The organism is Streptomyces sp. SID12488 (genome assembly GCF_010548275.1).
GTDB lineage: Bacteria > Actinomycetota > Actinomycetes > Streptomycetales > Streptomycetaceae > Streptomyces.
The window spans coordinates 275,647-291,799 of record NZ_JAAGLT010000006.1; the positions used below are offsets into that span (position 1 = coordinate 275,647).

The 16,153-nt window shown below is 69.9% G+C and carries 10 protein-coding genes; 5 read left to right on the top strand and 5 right to left on the bottom strand.

The annotated features are described in order from the left end of the window. Nucleotides 1-4: 4 nt before the first annotated feature. Nucleotides 5-805, bottom strand: a complete 801-nt coding sequence (locus tag G3I56_RS12975) for a crotonase/enoyl-CoA hydratase family protein (protein WP_164409075.1) — start codon at nt 803-805, stop codon at nt 5-7. A 194-nt stretch (nt 806-999) separates the two neighbouring features. Between G3I56_RS12975 and G3I56_RS12980 the strand changes: the two genes are divergently transcribed. From G3I56_RS12980 to G3I56_RS12990, 3 genes are all read left to right on the top strand, one after another. Next, the gene (locus G3I56_RS12980; protein WP_164409076.1) at nt 1,000-2,619 is read left to right on the top strand and encodes an acyl-CoA synthetase; all 1,620 of its coding nucleotides are present in this window, start codon (nt 1,000-1,002) and stop codon (nt 2,617-2,619) included. A gap of 172 nt (nt 2,620-2,791) precedes the next feature. Beyond that, a complete protein-coding gene (locus G3I56_RS12985) occupies nt 2,792-4,834 on the top strand; it encodes a sulfatase (protein ID WP_164409077.1) in 2,043 nt (680 codons plus the stop codon). A 139-nt stretch (nt 4,835-4,973) separates the two neighbouring features. Next, a complete protein-coding gene (locus G3I56_RS12990; protein WP_164409078.1) occupies nt 4,974-5,543 on the top strand; it encodes a cysteine hydrolase family protein in 570 nt (189 codons plus the stop codon). Between the two features lie 3 nt (nt 5,544-5,546). On the opposite strand, the gene G3I56_RS12995 is transcribed toward G3I56_RS12990, so the two are convergent. Beyond that, a complete protein-coding gene (locus tag G3I56_RS12995; RefSeq protein WP_164409079.1) occupies nt 5,547-7,046 on the bottom strand; it encodes an acyl-CoA synthetase in 1,500 nt (499 codons plus the stop codon). Nucleotides 7,047-7,158: 112 nt separating this feature from the next. Between G3I56_RS12995 and G3I56_RS13000 the strand changes: the two genes are divergently transcribed. Continuing rightward, entirely contained in the window at nt 7,159-9,585 is a 2,427-nt protein-coding gene (locus G3I56_RS13000; RefSeq protein ID WP_164409080.1) for a penicillin acylase family protein, read from the top strand. A 115-nt stretch (nt 9,586-9,700) separates the two neighbouring features. Here the strand turns inward: G3I56_RS13000 and G3I56_RS13005 are convergent, their stop codons facing one another. Both G3I56_RS13005 and G3I56_RS13010 read right to left on the bottom strand, forming a co-directional pair. Beyond that, entirely contained in the window at nt 9,701-11,251 is a 1,551-nt protein-coding gene (locus G3I56_RS13005) for an acyl-CoA synthetase (RefSeq protein WP_164409170.1), read from the bottom strand. Nucleotides 11,252-11,259: 8 nt separating this feature from the next. After that, nucleotides 11,260-12,402 (bottom strand): nitronate monooxygenase family protein, encoded by a 1,143-nt coding sequence (locus G3I56_RS13010; protein ID WP_164409081.1) that lies wholly within the window; start codon nt 12,400-12,402, stop codon nt 11,260-11,262. Nucleotides 12,403-12,585: 183 nt separating this feature from the next. Here G3I56_RS13010 and G3I56_RS13015 point away from each other — a divergent pair, with 183 nt between their 5' ends. Continuing rightward, the gene (locus G3I56_RS13015) at nt 12,586-14,364 is read left to right on the top strand and encodes a serine hydrolase domain-containing protein (RefSeq protein WP_164409082.1); all 1,779 of its coding nucleotides are present in this window, start codon (nt 12,586-12,588) and stop codon (nt 14,362-14,364) included. 25 nt (nt 14,365-14,389) lie between these two features. On the opposite strand, the gene G3I56_RS13020 is transcribed toward G3I56_RS13015, so the two are convergent. Continuing rightward, entirely contained in the window at nt 14,390-15,985 is a 1,596-nt protein-coding gene (locus G3I56_RS13020) for an NAD(P)/FAD-dependent oxidoreductase (protein WP_203689742.1), read from the bottom strand. Nucleotides 15,986-16,153: the final 168 nt, after the last annotated feature.

Consider the following 16,153-nt stretch of genomic DNA (forward strand, 5'->3'; position numbering starts at 1 on the left):
CGGGTCAGGCCCGCCGGTAGACGGGTGGGCGCTTCTCGGCGAAGGCACGGGTGCCTTCCTTGGCGTCGGCGGTGTCGAAGACGGGCCAGCCGCGCTTGAGTTCGGCGGCGAGCCCTTCGGTCTCGGTCAGTTCGGCGGTCTCGTAGACCGAGGCCTTGACGGCCTCGACGGCGAGCGGGCCGCAGGCGTTGATGCGTTCGGCGATCTCCAGGGCCTTGTCCAGGGCGGTCCCGTCGGGGACGACGTGTCCGATCAGCCCGATCGCGGCGGCCTCCTGGGCGCTGTACGGGCGTGCGGTCAGCAGCATTTCCAGGGCGTGGGTGCGGGGGATCTGCCGTTGGAGGCGGACCGTGGAGCCGCCGATCGGGAAGAGGCCGCGCTTGACCTCGAAGAGTCCGAAGGTCGCAGACTCACCCGCGACCCGGATGTCGGTGCCCTGGATGATCTCCGTGCCGCCGGCGACGCAGTAGCCCTCGATCGCGGAGATCACCGGTTTGCGGGGTCGGTGGTGGCGCAGCATCGCCTTCCAGTGCAGATCGGGGTCGGCCTTGAGCCGGTGGCGGTACTCCTCCCCCTCAAGACCACTCCCGGCCAGCGCTTTCAGATCCATCCCGGCACAGAAGGCTCCCCCCGCCCCGGTGAGCACGATCGAGCGGACGTCGTCGTCCTCGTCCGCCTCGACCCAGCCGTCGTACAGCCCTACGAGCATCGGCAGCGAGAGCGCGTTCTTGGCTTCCGGCCGGTTGAGTGTGAGCACCAGCGTGGCGTTCTCACGCCGAACGGTCAGGTGTTCCGTGCCACCCATCGCCCATCTCCCCTCTGAAAGAACGAGAACAGGTGAAAGAACGAGAACAGGTTGCAGGAGCGGAGGAAGCACTTCAAGGGTTTTCTGACAGGTAGTCAGATTTCTTCGGCGCCGCCCCTTCACAGTTGCCGCGCCCTTTGCTCTGATGACGGCGAGCCGACAACCGCCAGGGATGCCCAGGGTCAGGAGGAGCGGTGGAGTACAACCTTGCCGACCTGTTCGAGTCGGTCGTGGACGTCGTGCCGGATCGTGCGGCGCTCGTGTATCTCGACCACCCCGGTACGGGCGCGGAACGGCGCCTGACCTACGCGGAGTTGGACGCCGCCGCCAACCGGGTAGCCCATCATCTGATCGACAGCGGGATTCGCCCCGGCGAGCATCTGGGCCTGCATCTCTACAACGGGGTCGAGTACCTCCAGACGGTACTGGGGTGCCTGAAGGCGCGGGTCGTGCCGGTCAACGTCAACTACCGTTACGTGGAAGAGGAGTTGGTGTACCTCTACCGGGACGCCGCCCTCGCGGCCCTGGTGTTCGACGCGGAGTTCACGGAGCGGGTGGCGGCGGCACGGCCGCGGGCCACGGCGCTGCGGCATCTGATCCGCGTGGGCGAACCGTCGCCGGAATCAACGGAGTTGGGGGCAGTGCCCTTCATCGAGGCCGAGGCCGCCGGGTCCCCGGAGCGGGGCTTCCCGGCCCGTTCGGGCGACGACCAGTTCATCATCTACACCGGCGGCACCACGGGCATGCCCAAGGGCGTGATGTGGCGCCAGGAGGACCTGTTCTTCTCGGGGCTGGGCGGTGGCGCTCCCACCGGCGAGCCGGTCAAGTCCCCGCAGGAGCTGGCCGAGCGGGTCGCAGCCGGCGGCGAGGGGATCACCTTCTTCCCCACTCCCCCGCTGATGCACGGCACCTCGACCCTGACCGCCTTCATCGGCTTCAACTTCGGCCAACGGGTGGTGATCCACCGTAAGTTCACCGCCGAGGACGTGCTGCGTACGATCGAGAAGGAGAAGGTCACCAGCGTGTCCCTGGTGGGCGACGCGATGCTGCGTCCACTGATCGACGCCCTCAGCGGGCCCATGAAGGGCACGGACTGCTCAGCCCTGTTCAGCGTCTCTTCCTCCGGCGCGATCATGTCGGAGACGGTACGAGCCGACTTCCAGGCCCTGGTCCCGAACGTCATGCTGCTCAACAACTTCGGGTCGTCGGAGTCGGGCTTCAACGGTACGGCGACCGCGGACTCGGGCCCTGAGCGCGGCTTCCGCATCCGCGTCAACTCCCGGACCCAGGTGGTGGATCCGGCAACCCACGAGCCGGTGCCCGCGGGCGAGGTGGGCCGGATCGCCCAGTGCGGCCACGTACCGCTCGGCTACTACAACGACCCGCGGAAGACGGCGGACACCTTCTTCGAGCGGGACGGCAAGCGGTGGGTGCTGCTCGGCGACATGGCGACGGTCGACGAGGAGGGTGTCGTCACCGTCCTCGGCCGGGGTTCGCAGTGCATCAACACCGGAGGCGAGAAGGTGTATCCGGAGGAGGTCGAGCAGGCGCTCAAGTCCCATCCTGACGTGTACGACGCGCTCGTGGCCGGCGTCCCGGACCCGAGGTGGGGAAACCATGTGGCTGCGGTGGTGCAGTTGCGGAAGGGGGCGCCACTGCCCTCGCTTGAGGACGTCCAGTCCCACTGCCGTACGCATCTGGCCGGTTACAAGATCCCTCGCCAGCTTGTGATCACCGAGGCGATACAGCGGTCGCCCAGTGGCAAGGCGGACTACCGGTGGGCCCAGGAGGTGGCGGTCGGCGCGGACCGGTAGGCGGGGGGCCGCGACCCGCCCGTGAGCCGGCCGGGACTGCGGGCGTACTCTGTGCGCGCGGTTGACCCGGTTTGAACGGAGGGTGACGCAGAGCCGTACGCGAGGTTGGCGGCCCTGCCCTGCGGGCCCGGGCCGCCGTGCCATCAGCGGCTTCGCACGGAAGGACCCTCGGGTGTCGCACCACACGCCCCCTCGTCAACTGCCGGAGACGGACGCGGACGGACCGGACGGGACCACAGCCGAGGAGGCCTCGACCGCTCCCGCGGTGAACGACACCGAGCCCGGCGCCCCGGCGGACGTGGAACCGGCCGACAGGGAAGCGGCCGGCGTGACGGACGAAACGACCGGGCCGACGACGACCGCGGAGGCGGAGGCGGACGAGCCGGGCCCACGCCCCGCAGTGGAGGAGCCGGCCGACGGCGCAGAGGACGGGAAGGTGCCCAACCAGGCCGTCGTCCCCCGTGCGGCTTCCGCCGACGGCGAGTCCGCCGACGCGGCGGCCTCCGACTCCGCGTCCACCGACGAACCCGACCCGAGCGGCGCCGCCTCCGCTGCTGCCCGCCCCGGCTGGTTCGGCTGGCGCCGACGTTTCCCCCGCGCCGCACGTGCCGTGCGGGTGGGTACGAGTGTCCTGGCCGGTGCGATGGTGCTCGGCGTGCTCCTCATGCCCAACCGCCTCGACCGGATCAGCTTTGATTCGTTCCTCCGCCTGCCTGTCGAGGCGATCTTCCTCGCGGCTGTGCTGCTCGTACTGCCGTCGAGGGCACGGCGGATCACGGCCGTCGTCCTGGGGTCGTTCATCGGGCTGTCCACCGTCCTGAAGTGCCTCGACATGGGCTTCTACCAGACCCTGGCCCGGCCGTTCGACCTGGTCTTCGACTGGGTTCTGCTGAACGACGCGGCGGACTTCCTGAAGGACTCGCTCGGCCGCTCGGGTGAGGTGCTCGCGGTGATCGGCGTGATCGTGCTGCTGATCGCCGTTCTCGTGGTGAGCGCGCTCGCGGTGGTGCGGCTGGCCGACCTGATGGCCCGGCACCGCCCCATGGCCGTGCGCGGCACGCTGGCCCTCGGCACCGCGTGGATCGTCTGCTTCACCATGGGTGTGCAGTCAGGTGGTGTGACGATCGCGACCAAGGGCTACAGCCAGTACCTCTCCAACCGTGTGCAGTACGTACGCGACGGCCTCGGGGACGCCGAGGTCTTCGACAAGCAGCTCAGGGTCGACGCCTTCGCCAACACCCCGTCCGACCAGTTGCTGACCGGACTGCGCGGCAAGGACGTGCTGTTCACCTTCGTCGAGAGCTACGGCCGGGTGGCGATCGACGATCCGGCGATGGCCCCGGAGATCGACGCGACGCTCAAGGAGGGCGACGCCAGGCTCAAGTCGGCCGGTTTCGCTGCGCGCAGCGGCTGGCTCACGTCACCCGTGACGGGCGCCGGCAGCTGGCTCGCCCACACGACGTTCCTGTCCGGTCTGTGGGTCAAGAACCAGCAGCGGTACCGGACCGTGACCACCAGTGACCGCGCCACCCTCACCAGCTACTTCCAGAAGACCGGAGCCTGGCGCACGGTCGGCATCGTCCCCGGCGTCCGGAAGTCCTGGCCCGAGGGCAAGTACTTCGGCCTCGACAACATCTACGACTCCACGCACCTCGGCTATCAGGGTCCGTACTTCAGCTGGACACCTGTACCGGACCAGTTCAGCCTGGAGGCCTTCCAGAAGCTGGAACACGGGAAGAAGGACCGCGACCCGATCGTGGCGGAGATCATCCTGGCCTCCAGCCACAACCCCTGGTCCCCCATCGCCCACATGATCGACTGGAACGACCTCGGGGACGGTACGGTCTTCAACAAGATCAAGAAAGAGGGCACGAACCCCACGGAGGTCTGGAAGAGCGCCACGCGCGTACGGACCGAGTACCGCAAGGCCGTCCAATACTCCCTGGACAGCCTGACCCAGTGGGTCCAGCGCTACGGCGACGACAACACCGTCCTTGTCTTCCTCGGCGACCACCAGCCCGTCCCGACGGTCACAGGGGGCAGCACCAACAAGGACGTGCCGGTCACGATCGTCGCCCGCGACCCGAAGGTGCTGGACCGCGTCGCCGACTGGGGCTGGACCGACGGACTCAAGCCCGCGGCCGACGCCCCGGAGTGGAGCATGGACAAGTTCCGGGACCGCTTCATGACGGCGTACGGGCCGGAGAAGCAGTAGGGCCAGGCAGGTGGTGGACATCAGCTCGCCCTGAGACGTGCCCGACGGGGAAAGTGCCAGGTCAGGTGCCGTTGTCAGTGGTCGGTTCTAGTGTGGGTGGCGAGATCAGCATCCGCGCCGAGGAGACTAAGAGGTTCCCATGACGACCCTGCCCGACCGCCCGAACAGCGCCCTGCTCGTCATCGACGTCCAGAACGGCGTGGTGGACAGCTCCCACAACCGCGACGAGGTGATCGCGAACATCAACGCCCTTGTCGACAAGGCTCGCACAGAGAGCGTGCCCGTGGTCTGGGTGCAGCACTCCAGCGACGAGCTGAAGACGGGCAGCGAAAGCTGGGAGTACGTGCCGGAACTGGTCCGCCGCGACACCGAGCCCCTCGTCCACAAGAAGTACGGTGACTCCTTCGAGGCCACCGAACTGGAGGACGTCCTCGCCGAACGCGGGGTCGGCCGGCTGGTCGTCACGGGCGCCCAGACCGACGCGTGCATCCGCTCGACCCTGCACGGCGGCATCGTTCGCGGATACGACGTGACGCTGGTCGGCGACGCCCACACAACGGAGGACCTCACGCAGTACGGCGCTCCGACGCCGGCCGAGGTGATCTCGCACACCAACCTCTACTGGCAGTGGCAGAGCGCCCCCGGTCGCACTGCCGGGACGGTCAGCACCTCGGAAGCGACCTTCACCGCCGCCGGCGACGAGAACTGACGGTCAGGAACCCGCGAAACGGTCCCTCAGCTCCCGCTTGAGGATCTTCCCGCTCGCGTTGCGCGGCAGCTCGTCCACGAACACAACCCGCTTCGGTGCCTTGAAGTGGGCGAGCTTCTCGCGGGCGTGGGCGATGAGTTCGGCCTCCGTCACCTCGCCGCGCGGGACGACGACCGCTGTGACCGCCTCGATCCAGCGCTCGTCGGGAAGACCGACGACGGCCACCTCGGCGACCGCCTCGTGGGTGTAAAGGGCGTCCTCGACCTGACGTGAGGCGATCAGTACGCCACCGGAGTTGATGACGTCCTTCACCCGGTCGACGACGGTGTAGAAACCGTCGGCGTCCCGGACGACCAGGTCACCGGAGTGGAACCAGCCGTCGCGGAAGGCGGCGGCCGTCTCCTCGGGCTTTTCCCAGTAGCCCTCGCACAGCTGCGGAGACCGGTAGACGACCTCGCCGACCGTGCCGTCGGGCACCTCCTCGCCGTCCTCACCGACCACCCGCGCGTCCACGAACAGCACCGGCCGCCCGCAGGAGTCCAGCCGGCCCTTGTGCTCGTAGGGCCCGAGAACCATGGAGAGGGGACCGATCTCGCTCTGGCCGAAGCAGTTGTAGAAGGCGAGCTTCGGGAGTCGCTCGCGCAGCCGCTCCAGGACGGGTACCGGCATGATCGACGCCCCGTAGTACGCCTTGCGCAGTCCGCTCAGGTCGCGGGTCGCGAAGTCGGGGCGGTTGGCGAGGCCGATCCACACGGTCGGCGGCGCGAACAGGCTGTCCGCCCGGCCGGCCTCGACGAGGTCGAGGATCGCGTCGCCGTCCGGTGCGTCGAGGATGACGTTCGGGGCGCCGACCGCGAGATACGGCAGCAGGAACACGTGCATCTGCGCCGAGTGGTAGAGGGGCAGCGAGTGCACGGGCCGGTCGCCGGGGCTCAGGTCGAGGGCGGCGATCGCGCTCAGGTACTCGTGCACCAGGGAGCGGTGGGTCATCTTCGCGCCCTTGGGCAGCGCGGTGGTCCCGGACGTGTACAGCAGTTGCACCAGGTCCTCGGTGCGCGACTCGGGGCCGTCGTAGGGCGCGGTGCCGGCCAGCCGGGCGAGCAGTGAGTCGTCGGCGTCGCGCAGCGGCAGGGTCCTTACGCCGTCGGGGAGGCTGGCGACGAGGTCCGGGTCCGCCAGGACCAGGGTGCTGCCGGACTGGTCCACGATGTAGGAGAGGTCGTCGCCGGTCAGGTTCTGGTTGACGGGGACGTGCACGAGACCGGCGCGGGCGCAGGCGAGGAAGGCGATCAGGTAGGCGTCCGAGTTGTGGCCGTAGGCACCGACCCGGTCGCCGGGTGCCAGGCCCTCGGCACGCAGAACACCCGCCGCACGGGACACGGCCTCGTCGAGTTCCTCGTACGTCCAGACACGCTCGCGGTACTCGACCGCCGTCCGCGCCGGAACGCGCTGGGCGCTGCGCCGCAACACCCCGTCAACCGTGCTCCCGTATTGCTGCGTCATAACTCATGATCCTCGTTCCGGCACCGAACGAGGTCAAGCACCGGAGGGGGCCAGGGAACATACCCGTTGGTACGCTCAACCGCTTCTTCCCTCAATGACGTTGGGAGACACGATGCGCACCCGTTTGAGACGGCTCGTCGTCACGGCCGCCGCATTACTCACCGCCACCACAGCACTGCCCGCCGCCACGGCGCAGAGCGGGCCTTCACAGGCATCGCAGGCGTCACAGCAACATCCCTCCCACGGCGGCCTGTCCGCCGTGATCCGTTACACCGAGTACGGCATCCCGCACATCGTCGCGAAGGACTACGCGAACCTCGGCTTCGGCAGCGGCTGGGCGCAGGCCGCCGACCAGGTGTGTGTGCTCGCCGACGGCTTTGTGACCCTGCGCGGCGACCGCTCGCGCTGGTTCGGCCCCGACGCCGAGACCGACTTCTCGCTCTCCGACGCCTCCGACAACCTCTCCAGTGACCTGTACTTCCGTGGAGTGCGGGACAACGGCACGGTCAAGCGGCTGATCGCCCAGCCGGCGCCACTGGGCCCGAGCCGGGCCGTCAAGGACCTGATGAACGGCTGGGCGGCCGGCTATAACGCCTGGCTGAAGCAGAACCGGGTCAAGGACCCGGCCTGTGCGGGCGCCGCCTGGGTCCGGCCCGTGACGGGTGTCGACGTGGCCACCCGCGCCTACGCCCTCGCGGTGCTCGGCGGACAGGGCGGCCTCGTGGACGCGATCACCGCAGCGCAGCCTCCGGCCGCGTCCACCACAGCCGCGAAGTCGGCTCTCCCGGACGCCGCTGACGCCGCCAAGGGTGCGCGCGAGCTGTTCGACCTCTCCGACATGGGCTCCAACGCGGTGGCGTTCAACGGCAGTACGACCGCCAACGGCCGCGGCCTGCTGCTCGGCAACCCGCACTACCCGTGGAAGGGCGGACGCCGGTTCTGGCAGTCCCAGCAGACGATCCCGGGTGAACTGAACGTCGCGGGCGGTTCGTTGCTCGGCTCGCCGACGATCTCCATCGGGTACAACGCGAACGTGGCGTGGAGCCACACCGTGGCCACCGGGGTGCCCCTCAGTCTGCACCAGCTGAAGCTGGACCCCGCCGACCCGACGACGTACCTGGTCGACGGCAAGCCGGAACGGATGACACGCCGCTCAGTGACGGTGGCGGTGAAGGACGGCGCGCCGGTGACCCGCACCCAGTGGTGGACCCGCTACGGCCCCGTCGTCCTCTCCCCCGGCGGCGATCTCCCGTTGCCCTGGACCACGACGACGGCGTTCGCGCTCAACGACCCGAACGCGGCGAACATGCGCTTCTACGACACCTCGCTCGGCTTCAGCAAGGCACGCGGCACCGCCGACGTCCTCAACTCCCTTGACCAGCACCAGGGCATACCCTGGGTGAACACCGTCGCCGCCGACTCCTCGGGGCACTCCCTGTTCGCCCAGTCGCAGGTACTCCCCCGGGTCACCAACGAGTTGGCCGCCGCCTGTTCGACTCCGCTCGGCAAGGTCCTCTATCCGGCGGCGGGGGTCGCGGTCCTCGACGGCTCACGCGCCGACTGCGCCATCGGCGACGACCCGGACGCCGTGGCGCCCGGAATATTCGGGCCCTCGCGGATGCCGACTCTGAAGGACACGCCGTACGTCGAGAACTCCAACGACAGTGCGTGGCTGACGAATCTCGACAAGCCGATCACCGGGTACGAGCGGATCTTCGGCCCGGTGCGCACGGCCGCCTCACCGCGCACCCGGGGTGCCGTCGCCGATGTGGCGGCGCTGGCCGCGAAGGGCGGGCTGACGGTCGCGGATCTCCAGCGGCAGCAGTTCGCGAACCGTTCCACGTCGGGCGCGCTGGCCGCCGCCGACGCGGCCCGGGCATGCGCGGCCCTGCCGGGTGGTACGGCAACAGGTAGCACCGGTACGGCAGTTGACGTCAGTCAGGCGTGCGGTGTGCTGGCGTCCTGGGACCGCACCATGAACAGCGACAGCCGGGGCGCGCTGCTCTTCGACCGCTTCTGGCGCAAGCTGCTCGGCGCCGTGCCGTCCGCGCAGCGCTGGAAGGTGCCGTTCTCGGCGGCGGACCCGGTCGGCACCCCCAACACGCTCAACACGGACGCGCCGGGCTTCACCAGAGCCCTCGCCGACGCGGTGACGGAGCTGCGCGCGGCGGGCATTCCGCTGAACGCCAAGCTCGGGGAGCACCAGTACGTCGTACGGAAGGGTCAGCGCCTGCCGGTCGGCGGCGGCACGGAGTCCCTCGGGGTGTGGAACAAGATCGAGCCCGTGTGGGACACGGCGAGCGGCGGCTACCGCGACAACGCGTTCGGCTCCAGCCACATCCAGGCCGTGGGCTGGGACGACAGCCGCTGCCCGGTGGCCCGCACGCTGCTGACGTACTCCCAGTCGTCGAATCCGAACTCGCCGCACTTCGCGGACCAGACACGGCTGTTCTCGGCCGAGAAGTGGGTCAGGGCGAGGTTCTGCGAGAAGGACATCCTGTCGTCGCCCGCGCTGCGGGTGATCCGGGTGCGCGGCTGATGAGCTGACGGGCTGACGTACGTACAGTCGGCCCGGTGTGGTCCCGTCCCGTCGCGGGGCGGGGCGGGATCACACCGCGGCTCGGCTCGCACCGCACCGCAGGTCACACGGTCGCTCACACAGCCCGCGTACGGCCCTCCCAGTACGGGTCGCGCAACCGGCGCTTGTACAGCTTGCCGTTGGGGTCGCGCGGCATCCGCTCGATGAAGTCGACGCTCTTGGGCCGCTTGTACCCGGCGAGTTGGCGCGCGCAGTGGCCGAGGATCTCGGCGGCGAGGTCGGGCCCCGGCACATGTCCGGGTGCCGCCTCCACGACCGCCTTGACCTCCTCGCCCCAGTCGTCGTTCGGGATGCCGAAGGCGGCGGCGTCGGCGACGGCCGGGTGGGCGAGCAGGGCGGACTCGATCTCGGCCGGGTAGATGTTGACCCCGCCCGAGATGATCATGTCGATCTTGCGGTCCCGGAGGAAGAGGTAGCCGTCCTCGTCCAGGACGCCCAGGTCGCCGACGGTGAAGAAGTCGCCGATGCGGTTCTTCCGCGTCTTGCCCTCGTCCTTGTGGTACGCGAAGCCGCCGGTGCTCATCTTCATGTAGACGGTGCCGAGTTCGCCCGGCGGCAGCCGGTTGCCGTCGTCGTCGAAGATCGCGAGTTCGCTGATCGGCCAGGCCTTGCCGACCGTGCCGGGCTTCTTCAGCCAGTCCTCGGCGGTGGCGAACGCCCCGCCGCCCTCGCTGGCCGCGTAGTACTCCTCCACGCAGTCGCCCCACCAGTCGATCATGGCCCGTTTCACATGGTCGGGGCAGGGCGCGGCACCGTGGATGGCGTGCCGCATGGACGACACGTCGTACGCCCGCCGTACCCGCTCCGGCAGCGCCAGCAGCCGGTGGAACTGGGTCGGGACCATGTGGGTGTGCGTGCACTTGTGGGCGTCGATGACGCGGAGCATCTCCTCCGGCGTCCACTTGTCCATCAGCACCAGGCGGTGCCCGATGTGCAGGGACGCGCCCGCGAACTGGAGTACGGCCGTGTGGTAGAGCGGCGAGCAGACGAGGTGCACGTTCCCGCCGAACGGCTTGACGCCGAAGATGCCGAGGAACCCGCCGAGGTACGCCTCCTCGGGCGGCTTGCCCTGCAACGGGCGCCTGATGCCGCGCGGGCGGCCCGTGGTGCCCGAGGTGTAGTTCATGACCCAGCCGAGGGTGCGCTCGTCGGGCGGCGACTCGGGCTGTCCGTCAAGGAGCCCTGCGTACGGCCGGAATCCGTCGACCTCGCCGACCGCGTACCGCCGCTCCGCCGGGAGCTGTGCCTCGTCGGCGGCGGCGCGTGCCGCGTCGGCGAACCGCTCGTGCGCGATGAGCACCTTGGCGCCGGAGTCGGAGACGATCCAGGCGATCTCGGGCCCGACGAGGTGGTGGTTGACGGGGACGAGGTAGAACCCGGCCTGGGAGGCGGCCAGATACGCCACGAGGAACTCGACACCGTTGGGCAGGACCACGGCGAAGGCGTCACCGCGTTCGAGTCCGGCGGCGCGCAGCCCGTGGACCAGTTGGTTGGTGGCGGCGTGCAGCCGTCCGGCGGTCCACTGTTCACCGTCGGGCGCGATGAGGACCGCGCGCTCCGGGTCGGCGGCGGCCTGTGCCCAGAATCCGTTGGGGGTCTCGCTCACTGTCCCGCTCACGACTGGTCGCCCCTTCCGTCTGCGTTGCTTCCGTCGGCGTTCCGTCCCGCGATCTTGTTGACTCGGTTCACAGCCTGCTCGAAGCCGCTGGTCAGGTCGTCGAAGACGGCCTGGACGCTCCGCTCGCTGTTCATCCGGCCGACGATCTGACCGACCGGTGTGCCGAGGAGCGGGTCGACCTCGTACTTCTGGATGCGCGAGACGGCCTCGGCGACGAGCAGACCCTGCAGGGGCATGGGGAGGGTGCCGGGTCCGTCGGTGGAGTCCCAGGCGTCGGTCCACTCGGTGCGGAGCTGGCGTGCGGGTTTGCCGGTCAGGGCGCGGGAGCGGACGGTGTCGCCGGAGCCGGCCGCGAGCAGTTTCTGCGTGAGCGCGGTCGAGTGCATGTCGGCCTCGGTGACGGTCAGCCAGAGGGAGCCCAGCCAGACCCCCTGGGCACCGAGGGCCAGCGCTGCGGCCACCTGCCGTCCGCTGCCGATACCGCCGGCCGCGAGCACCGGCAACGGGTCGACGGCGTCGACGACTTCGGGAGTCAGCACCATGGAGGCGATCTCACCGGTGTGGCCGCCCGCCTCGTAGCCCTGTGCGACGACGATGTCGATACCGCCCTCGGCGTGCTTGCGCGCGTGCCGGGCGCTGCCCGCGAGGGCGGCCACGAGCACACCCTGATCATGTGCGCGGGCCACGACATCGGCGGGCGGCGAGCCCAGGGCGTTGGCCAGGATTTTGATCGGATAGTCGAAGGCCACGTCGAGCTGGTTACGGGCGACCTGCTCCATCCACCCCGTGATGCGCCATCCGGACGCCTCGCCCTCGGCCAGCTCGGGCACGCCGTACTTGGCCAGGGTGTCCCGGACGAACTGGCGGTGCCCCTCGGGGATCATCGCCTCGACCTCGGCCTCGGTCACCCCCTCGACCTTCCGGGCCGGCATGACGACGTCCAGCCCGTACGGCCGGCCGTCGACATGTGCCTCGATCCAGTCCAGATCGCGTTTGAGGTCGTCCGGCGCCGTGTACCGGACCGCGCCGAGCACCCCGAAGCCCCCGGCCCGGCTGATGGCCGCGGCGACGGCGGGGAACGGCGTGAAGCCGAAGACGGCGTGCTCGATTCCCAGTTTCTTGCTCAGCTCCGTCTGCATGGCCGCAGGATGCCGCAGTCCTCCGGACGAGGGAAGACCTTTTCTGATACACCGTCAGATTCTTCGCCATGAACCCGTGTGGCCGACAACGTGGTTGACACCCACCTCAGGTGACACGAAGGCTTCACCCCGCAGGGCGGTCCCCGGACAGTACTTTCAGGCAGTGTGGTGGGAGGCTCCTCGATGACGGAAGACACGGCAGGCGACGAATTGACGCGACGTCAGCTGGTCAGACGCACCCTGGCATTGGGAGGCGCCCTGACCTTCGCCTCCTTCCCCGCGGGCCCGGCCCAGGCCACCCCCAGGACAACGGGCCACCGCCCGGCCCTGCGCCACGGCTCACCCGAACGAGCCGGGCTCCTCCCCCAGCACCTGGACCAACTGGTCACGGACGCCGAGGCGTTCCTCCGCCCCTCCCCCAACCACCCCTGGTACGCGGGCGCGGTGCTGCTCGCCGGGCGTGGCTCCACCGTGGCACTGCATCGGCCGATCGGCATGGCGGTGCGCTATGCGGCGTACGACGAGAAGACGGACACCGGCGTCGAGTTCCCTGCCTCGGAGCAGATCCCGATGGCCGAGGACACGGTGTTCGACCTTGCCTCGGTCTCCAAGCTGTTCACATCGATCCTGGCCGTGCAGCAACTGGAGCGGGGCGCGCTGGAGCTGGAGGGAAAGGTCGCCGCGTATCTGCCGGAGTTCGCGCGGGCCGGCAAGCAGGACGTGACCATCCGTCAACTCCTGACCCACACTTCAGGATTCCGCGCCTGGATCCCGCTCTACAACGCCCCGACCCATGAACAGAAGCTCGAACTCATCTGGAACCAGGCGCCCCTGAACCCGCCGGGCACCAAGTACCTCTACTCGGACCTCAATCTGATCTCGCTCCAGCTGGTCCTGGAGAGGATCACCGGTCTCCCGCTGGACACCCTGCTCCACGACGAGATCACCGCTCCGCTCGGCATGCACCGCACGCGCTACAACCCTCCCGCCTCCTGGAAACCGACGATCGCCGCAACCGAGGACGCCCGAGCGCCCTGGTCAGGGCTCGAACGGGGCCTGGTGTGGGGCGAGGTGCACGACGAGAACGCCTTCAGTCTCGGCGGAGTGGCCGGCCACGCAGGCGTCTTCTCGTCGGCCTGGGACCTCGCCGTTCTCGGCCGTACGCTGCTCAACGGCGGCGCCTACGGCAGGGCGCGCATCCTGTCGCCCGCCTCGGTCGACCTGATGTTCACCGACTTCAACACCGCCTTCCCCGGGGACGAGCACGGTCTCGGCTTCGAGCTCTACCAGCACTGGTACATGGGCGCGATGGCCACGCCCCGCACCGCAGGGCACACCGGTTTCACCGGAACCTCGATCGTCCTCGACCCGACGACCGACTCCTTCCTCGTCGTCCTCGGCAACTCCGTGCACCCAGTGCGCAACTGGCGCTCAGGCTCCGCACCCCGGGTCGCCGCCGCGAACAACCTGGCCCGCGCGGTACGAGTCCGCCCACGCCACGGACGTACAGCCTGGTTCTCCGGCATGGCGAGCGCGACGACGGCGACGCTCACCCTCCCGCCCCTCACCACCACCGCCGGCTCCCGCCTGCGCTGCGCCCTGTGGTGGGACACCGAGCCGCAGTCGGATGCCCTGTTCCTGGAGTCCTCGGCCGACGGCGGGACGACCTGGCAGCCGGTCCCGTTCACGACCGCCCCCGCCGCCGGCACCTCTCAGGAGCATCCGACGGGTTCGGTCACCGGCTGGTCGGGGCGCGTCTGGCACCGCCTCTCGGCGGACCTTCCGGCCGCACCGGCCCTCGTCCTGCGCTGGCGGTACACGACCGACCGGCTGTACGTCGGCCGTGGAGCGTACGTGGACGGCCTGACCGTACGTGGTGATGGCAGCACCCCCTTCGACGAGTCGCGCCCGGCGGACGCGGCACGCATCGAGGCGGTGGGCTGGACGGCGTCCGCGACCTGACCCGGCGAGCCGGCGGGGCCGGCGCTCAGCCCTCGTCCGCCTCCAGCACGGCCATGGCGGCGTTGTGCCCCGGCACCCCGCTCACCCCGCCCCCGCGCACCGCGCCCGCCCCGCACAGCAGGACGTTCGCGTGCCCGGTCTCCACGCCCCAGCGCCCGCTGTCCTCCTGGGCGTACGGCCAGGTCAGGTCGCGGTGGAAGATGTTGCCGCCGGGCAGGCGCAGGTCGCGTTCCAGGTCGAGCGGGGTCTTCGCCTCGATGCAGGGGAGTCCGTCGGCGTCGGTTGCCAGGCAGTCCGCGAGGGGTTCGGCGAGGTGGGCGTCGAGCTGGGCGATGGTCGATTTCAGGAGCTCGTCCCGTACGGCGTCGTTGTCGCGGGCGAACAGTCGTGCGGGTGTGTGCAGGCCGAACAGGGTCAGCGTCTGGTAGCCCTGCTCGACGAGGTCGGGGCCGAGGATCGTCGGGTCGGTGAGCGAGTGGCAGTAGATCTCGGACGGTGGCGCGGCGGGCAGTTCACCGGCCGTCGCCTGGGCATGAGCGGCGGCCAGCTGCTCGTACCCCTCGGCGATGTGGAAGGTCCCGGCGAACGCCTCGCGCGGGTCGACGGACGTGTCCTTGAGCCTCGGCAGCCGGGTGAGCAGCATGTTCACCTTGAGCTGGGCGCCCTCGGCGGGGCTCGGCGTGGCCTCCCCCGTCAGTGCGGCCAGTTCCTGCGGCGAGGCGTTCACCAGGACGTGCCGGGCGCCGACCGTGCCCTCTGCGTCGGCTGTCCGGTAGGTCACCTCGGCGGCGCGGCCGTCCGTGTCCACCCGTACGACCTCGTGGCCGGTGGCGAGCACGGCGCCCGCGTTCCGGGCAGCGCCGGCCAGCGCGTCCGTGAGGGCACCCATGCCGCCCACGGGCACGTCCCAGGCGCCGGTGCCGCCGCCGATGACGTGGTAGAGGAAGCAGCGGTTCTGCCGCAGGGAGGGGTCGTGGGCATCGGCGAAGGTGCCGATCAGCGCGTCGGTGAGGACGACACCGCGTACGAGGTCGTCCGTGAAGTTCGCCTCGACGGCGGCGCCGATCGGCTCCTCGAAGAGGGTGCGCCAGGCGTCCTCGTCGTCGATTCGGTGATGGAGTTCGTCGCGGGTGGGCAGAGGTCCGGTGAGCGTGGGGAACACCCTTTCCGCGACGCGGCCGGTCATGGCGTAGAAACGCCGCCAGGACTCGTACTCGCGTTCCCCTCCGGTGAGGCGCGCGAAGGCCTCGCGGGTGCGGCGCTCACCGCCTCCGACGAGCAGTCCGGTGGGCCGGCCGTCCCGCTCCACGGGGGTGTACGAGGAGACGGTGCGCCCGCGCACCCGGAAGTCCAGGTCGAGATCGCGGACGATCTTCCGGGGCAGCAGGCTGACCAGGTAGGAGTAGCGCGACAGCCGGGCGTCGACCCCGGCGAACGGGCGGGTCGACACGGCAGCGCCGCCGGTTGCTGCCAGCCGTTCCAGGACCAGCACGGACTTCCCGGCGCGGGCCAGGTAGGCGGCGGCGACGAGGCCGTTGTGGCCACCGCCGACGATCACCGCGTCGTATCGGGCGTGCCGGTCGGGTCGGCCGGATCGGTCGGGGCGCTCGTGTGCGGGCATGGTTCTTCGTAACACGTGATGATCCACCCGGGCCAGAGCTGGAGGGCTGAGGGGCGGCAAAGTCCACTACGGCTCGGCAGGGCCCCAAAGGGGCGCGGGGAACTGCGCGACCAGCCACAACGGCGCCGCGGCGAACCGACAACACCGCGCGGCACCTCCAGCCCATCG

Coding starts and splice junctions, on each gene's coding strand:
- G3I56_RS12975 (WP_164409075.1), bottom strand. CDS start 805: ATGGGTGGCACGGAACACCTGACCGTTCGGCGTGAGAACGCCACGCTG.
- G3I56_RS12990 (WP_164409078.1), top strand. CDS start 4,974: ATGACGACCCTGCCCGACCGCCCGAACAGCGCCCTGCTCGTCATCGAC.
- G3I56_RS12995 (WP_164409079.1), bottom strand. CDS start 7,046: ATGACGCAGCAATACGGGAGCACGGTTGACGGGGTGTTGCGGCGCAGC.
- G3I56_RS13000 (WP_164409080.1), top strand. CDS start 7,159: ATGCGCACCCGTTTGAGACGGCTCGTCGTCACGGCCGCCGCATTACTC.
- G3I56_RS13010 (WP_164409081.1), bottom strand. CDS start 12,402: ATGCAGACGGAGCTGAGCAAGAAACTGGGAATCGAGCACGCCGTCTTC.
- G3I56_RS13015 (WP_164409082.1), top strand. CDS start 12,586: ATGACGGAAGACACGGCAGGCGACGAATTGACGCGACGTCAGCTGGTC.
- G3I56_RS13020 (WP_203689742.1), bottom strand. CDS start 15,985: ATGCCCGCACACGAGCGCCCCGACCGATCCGGCCGACCCGACCGGCAC.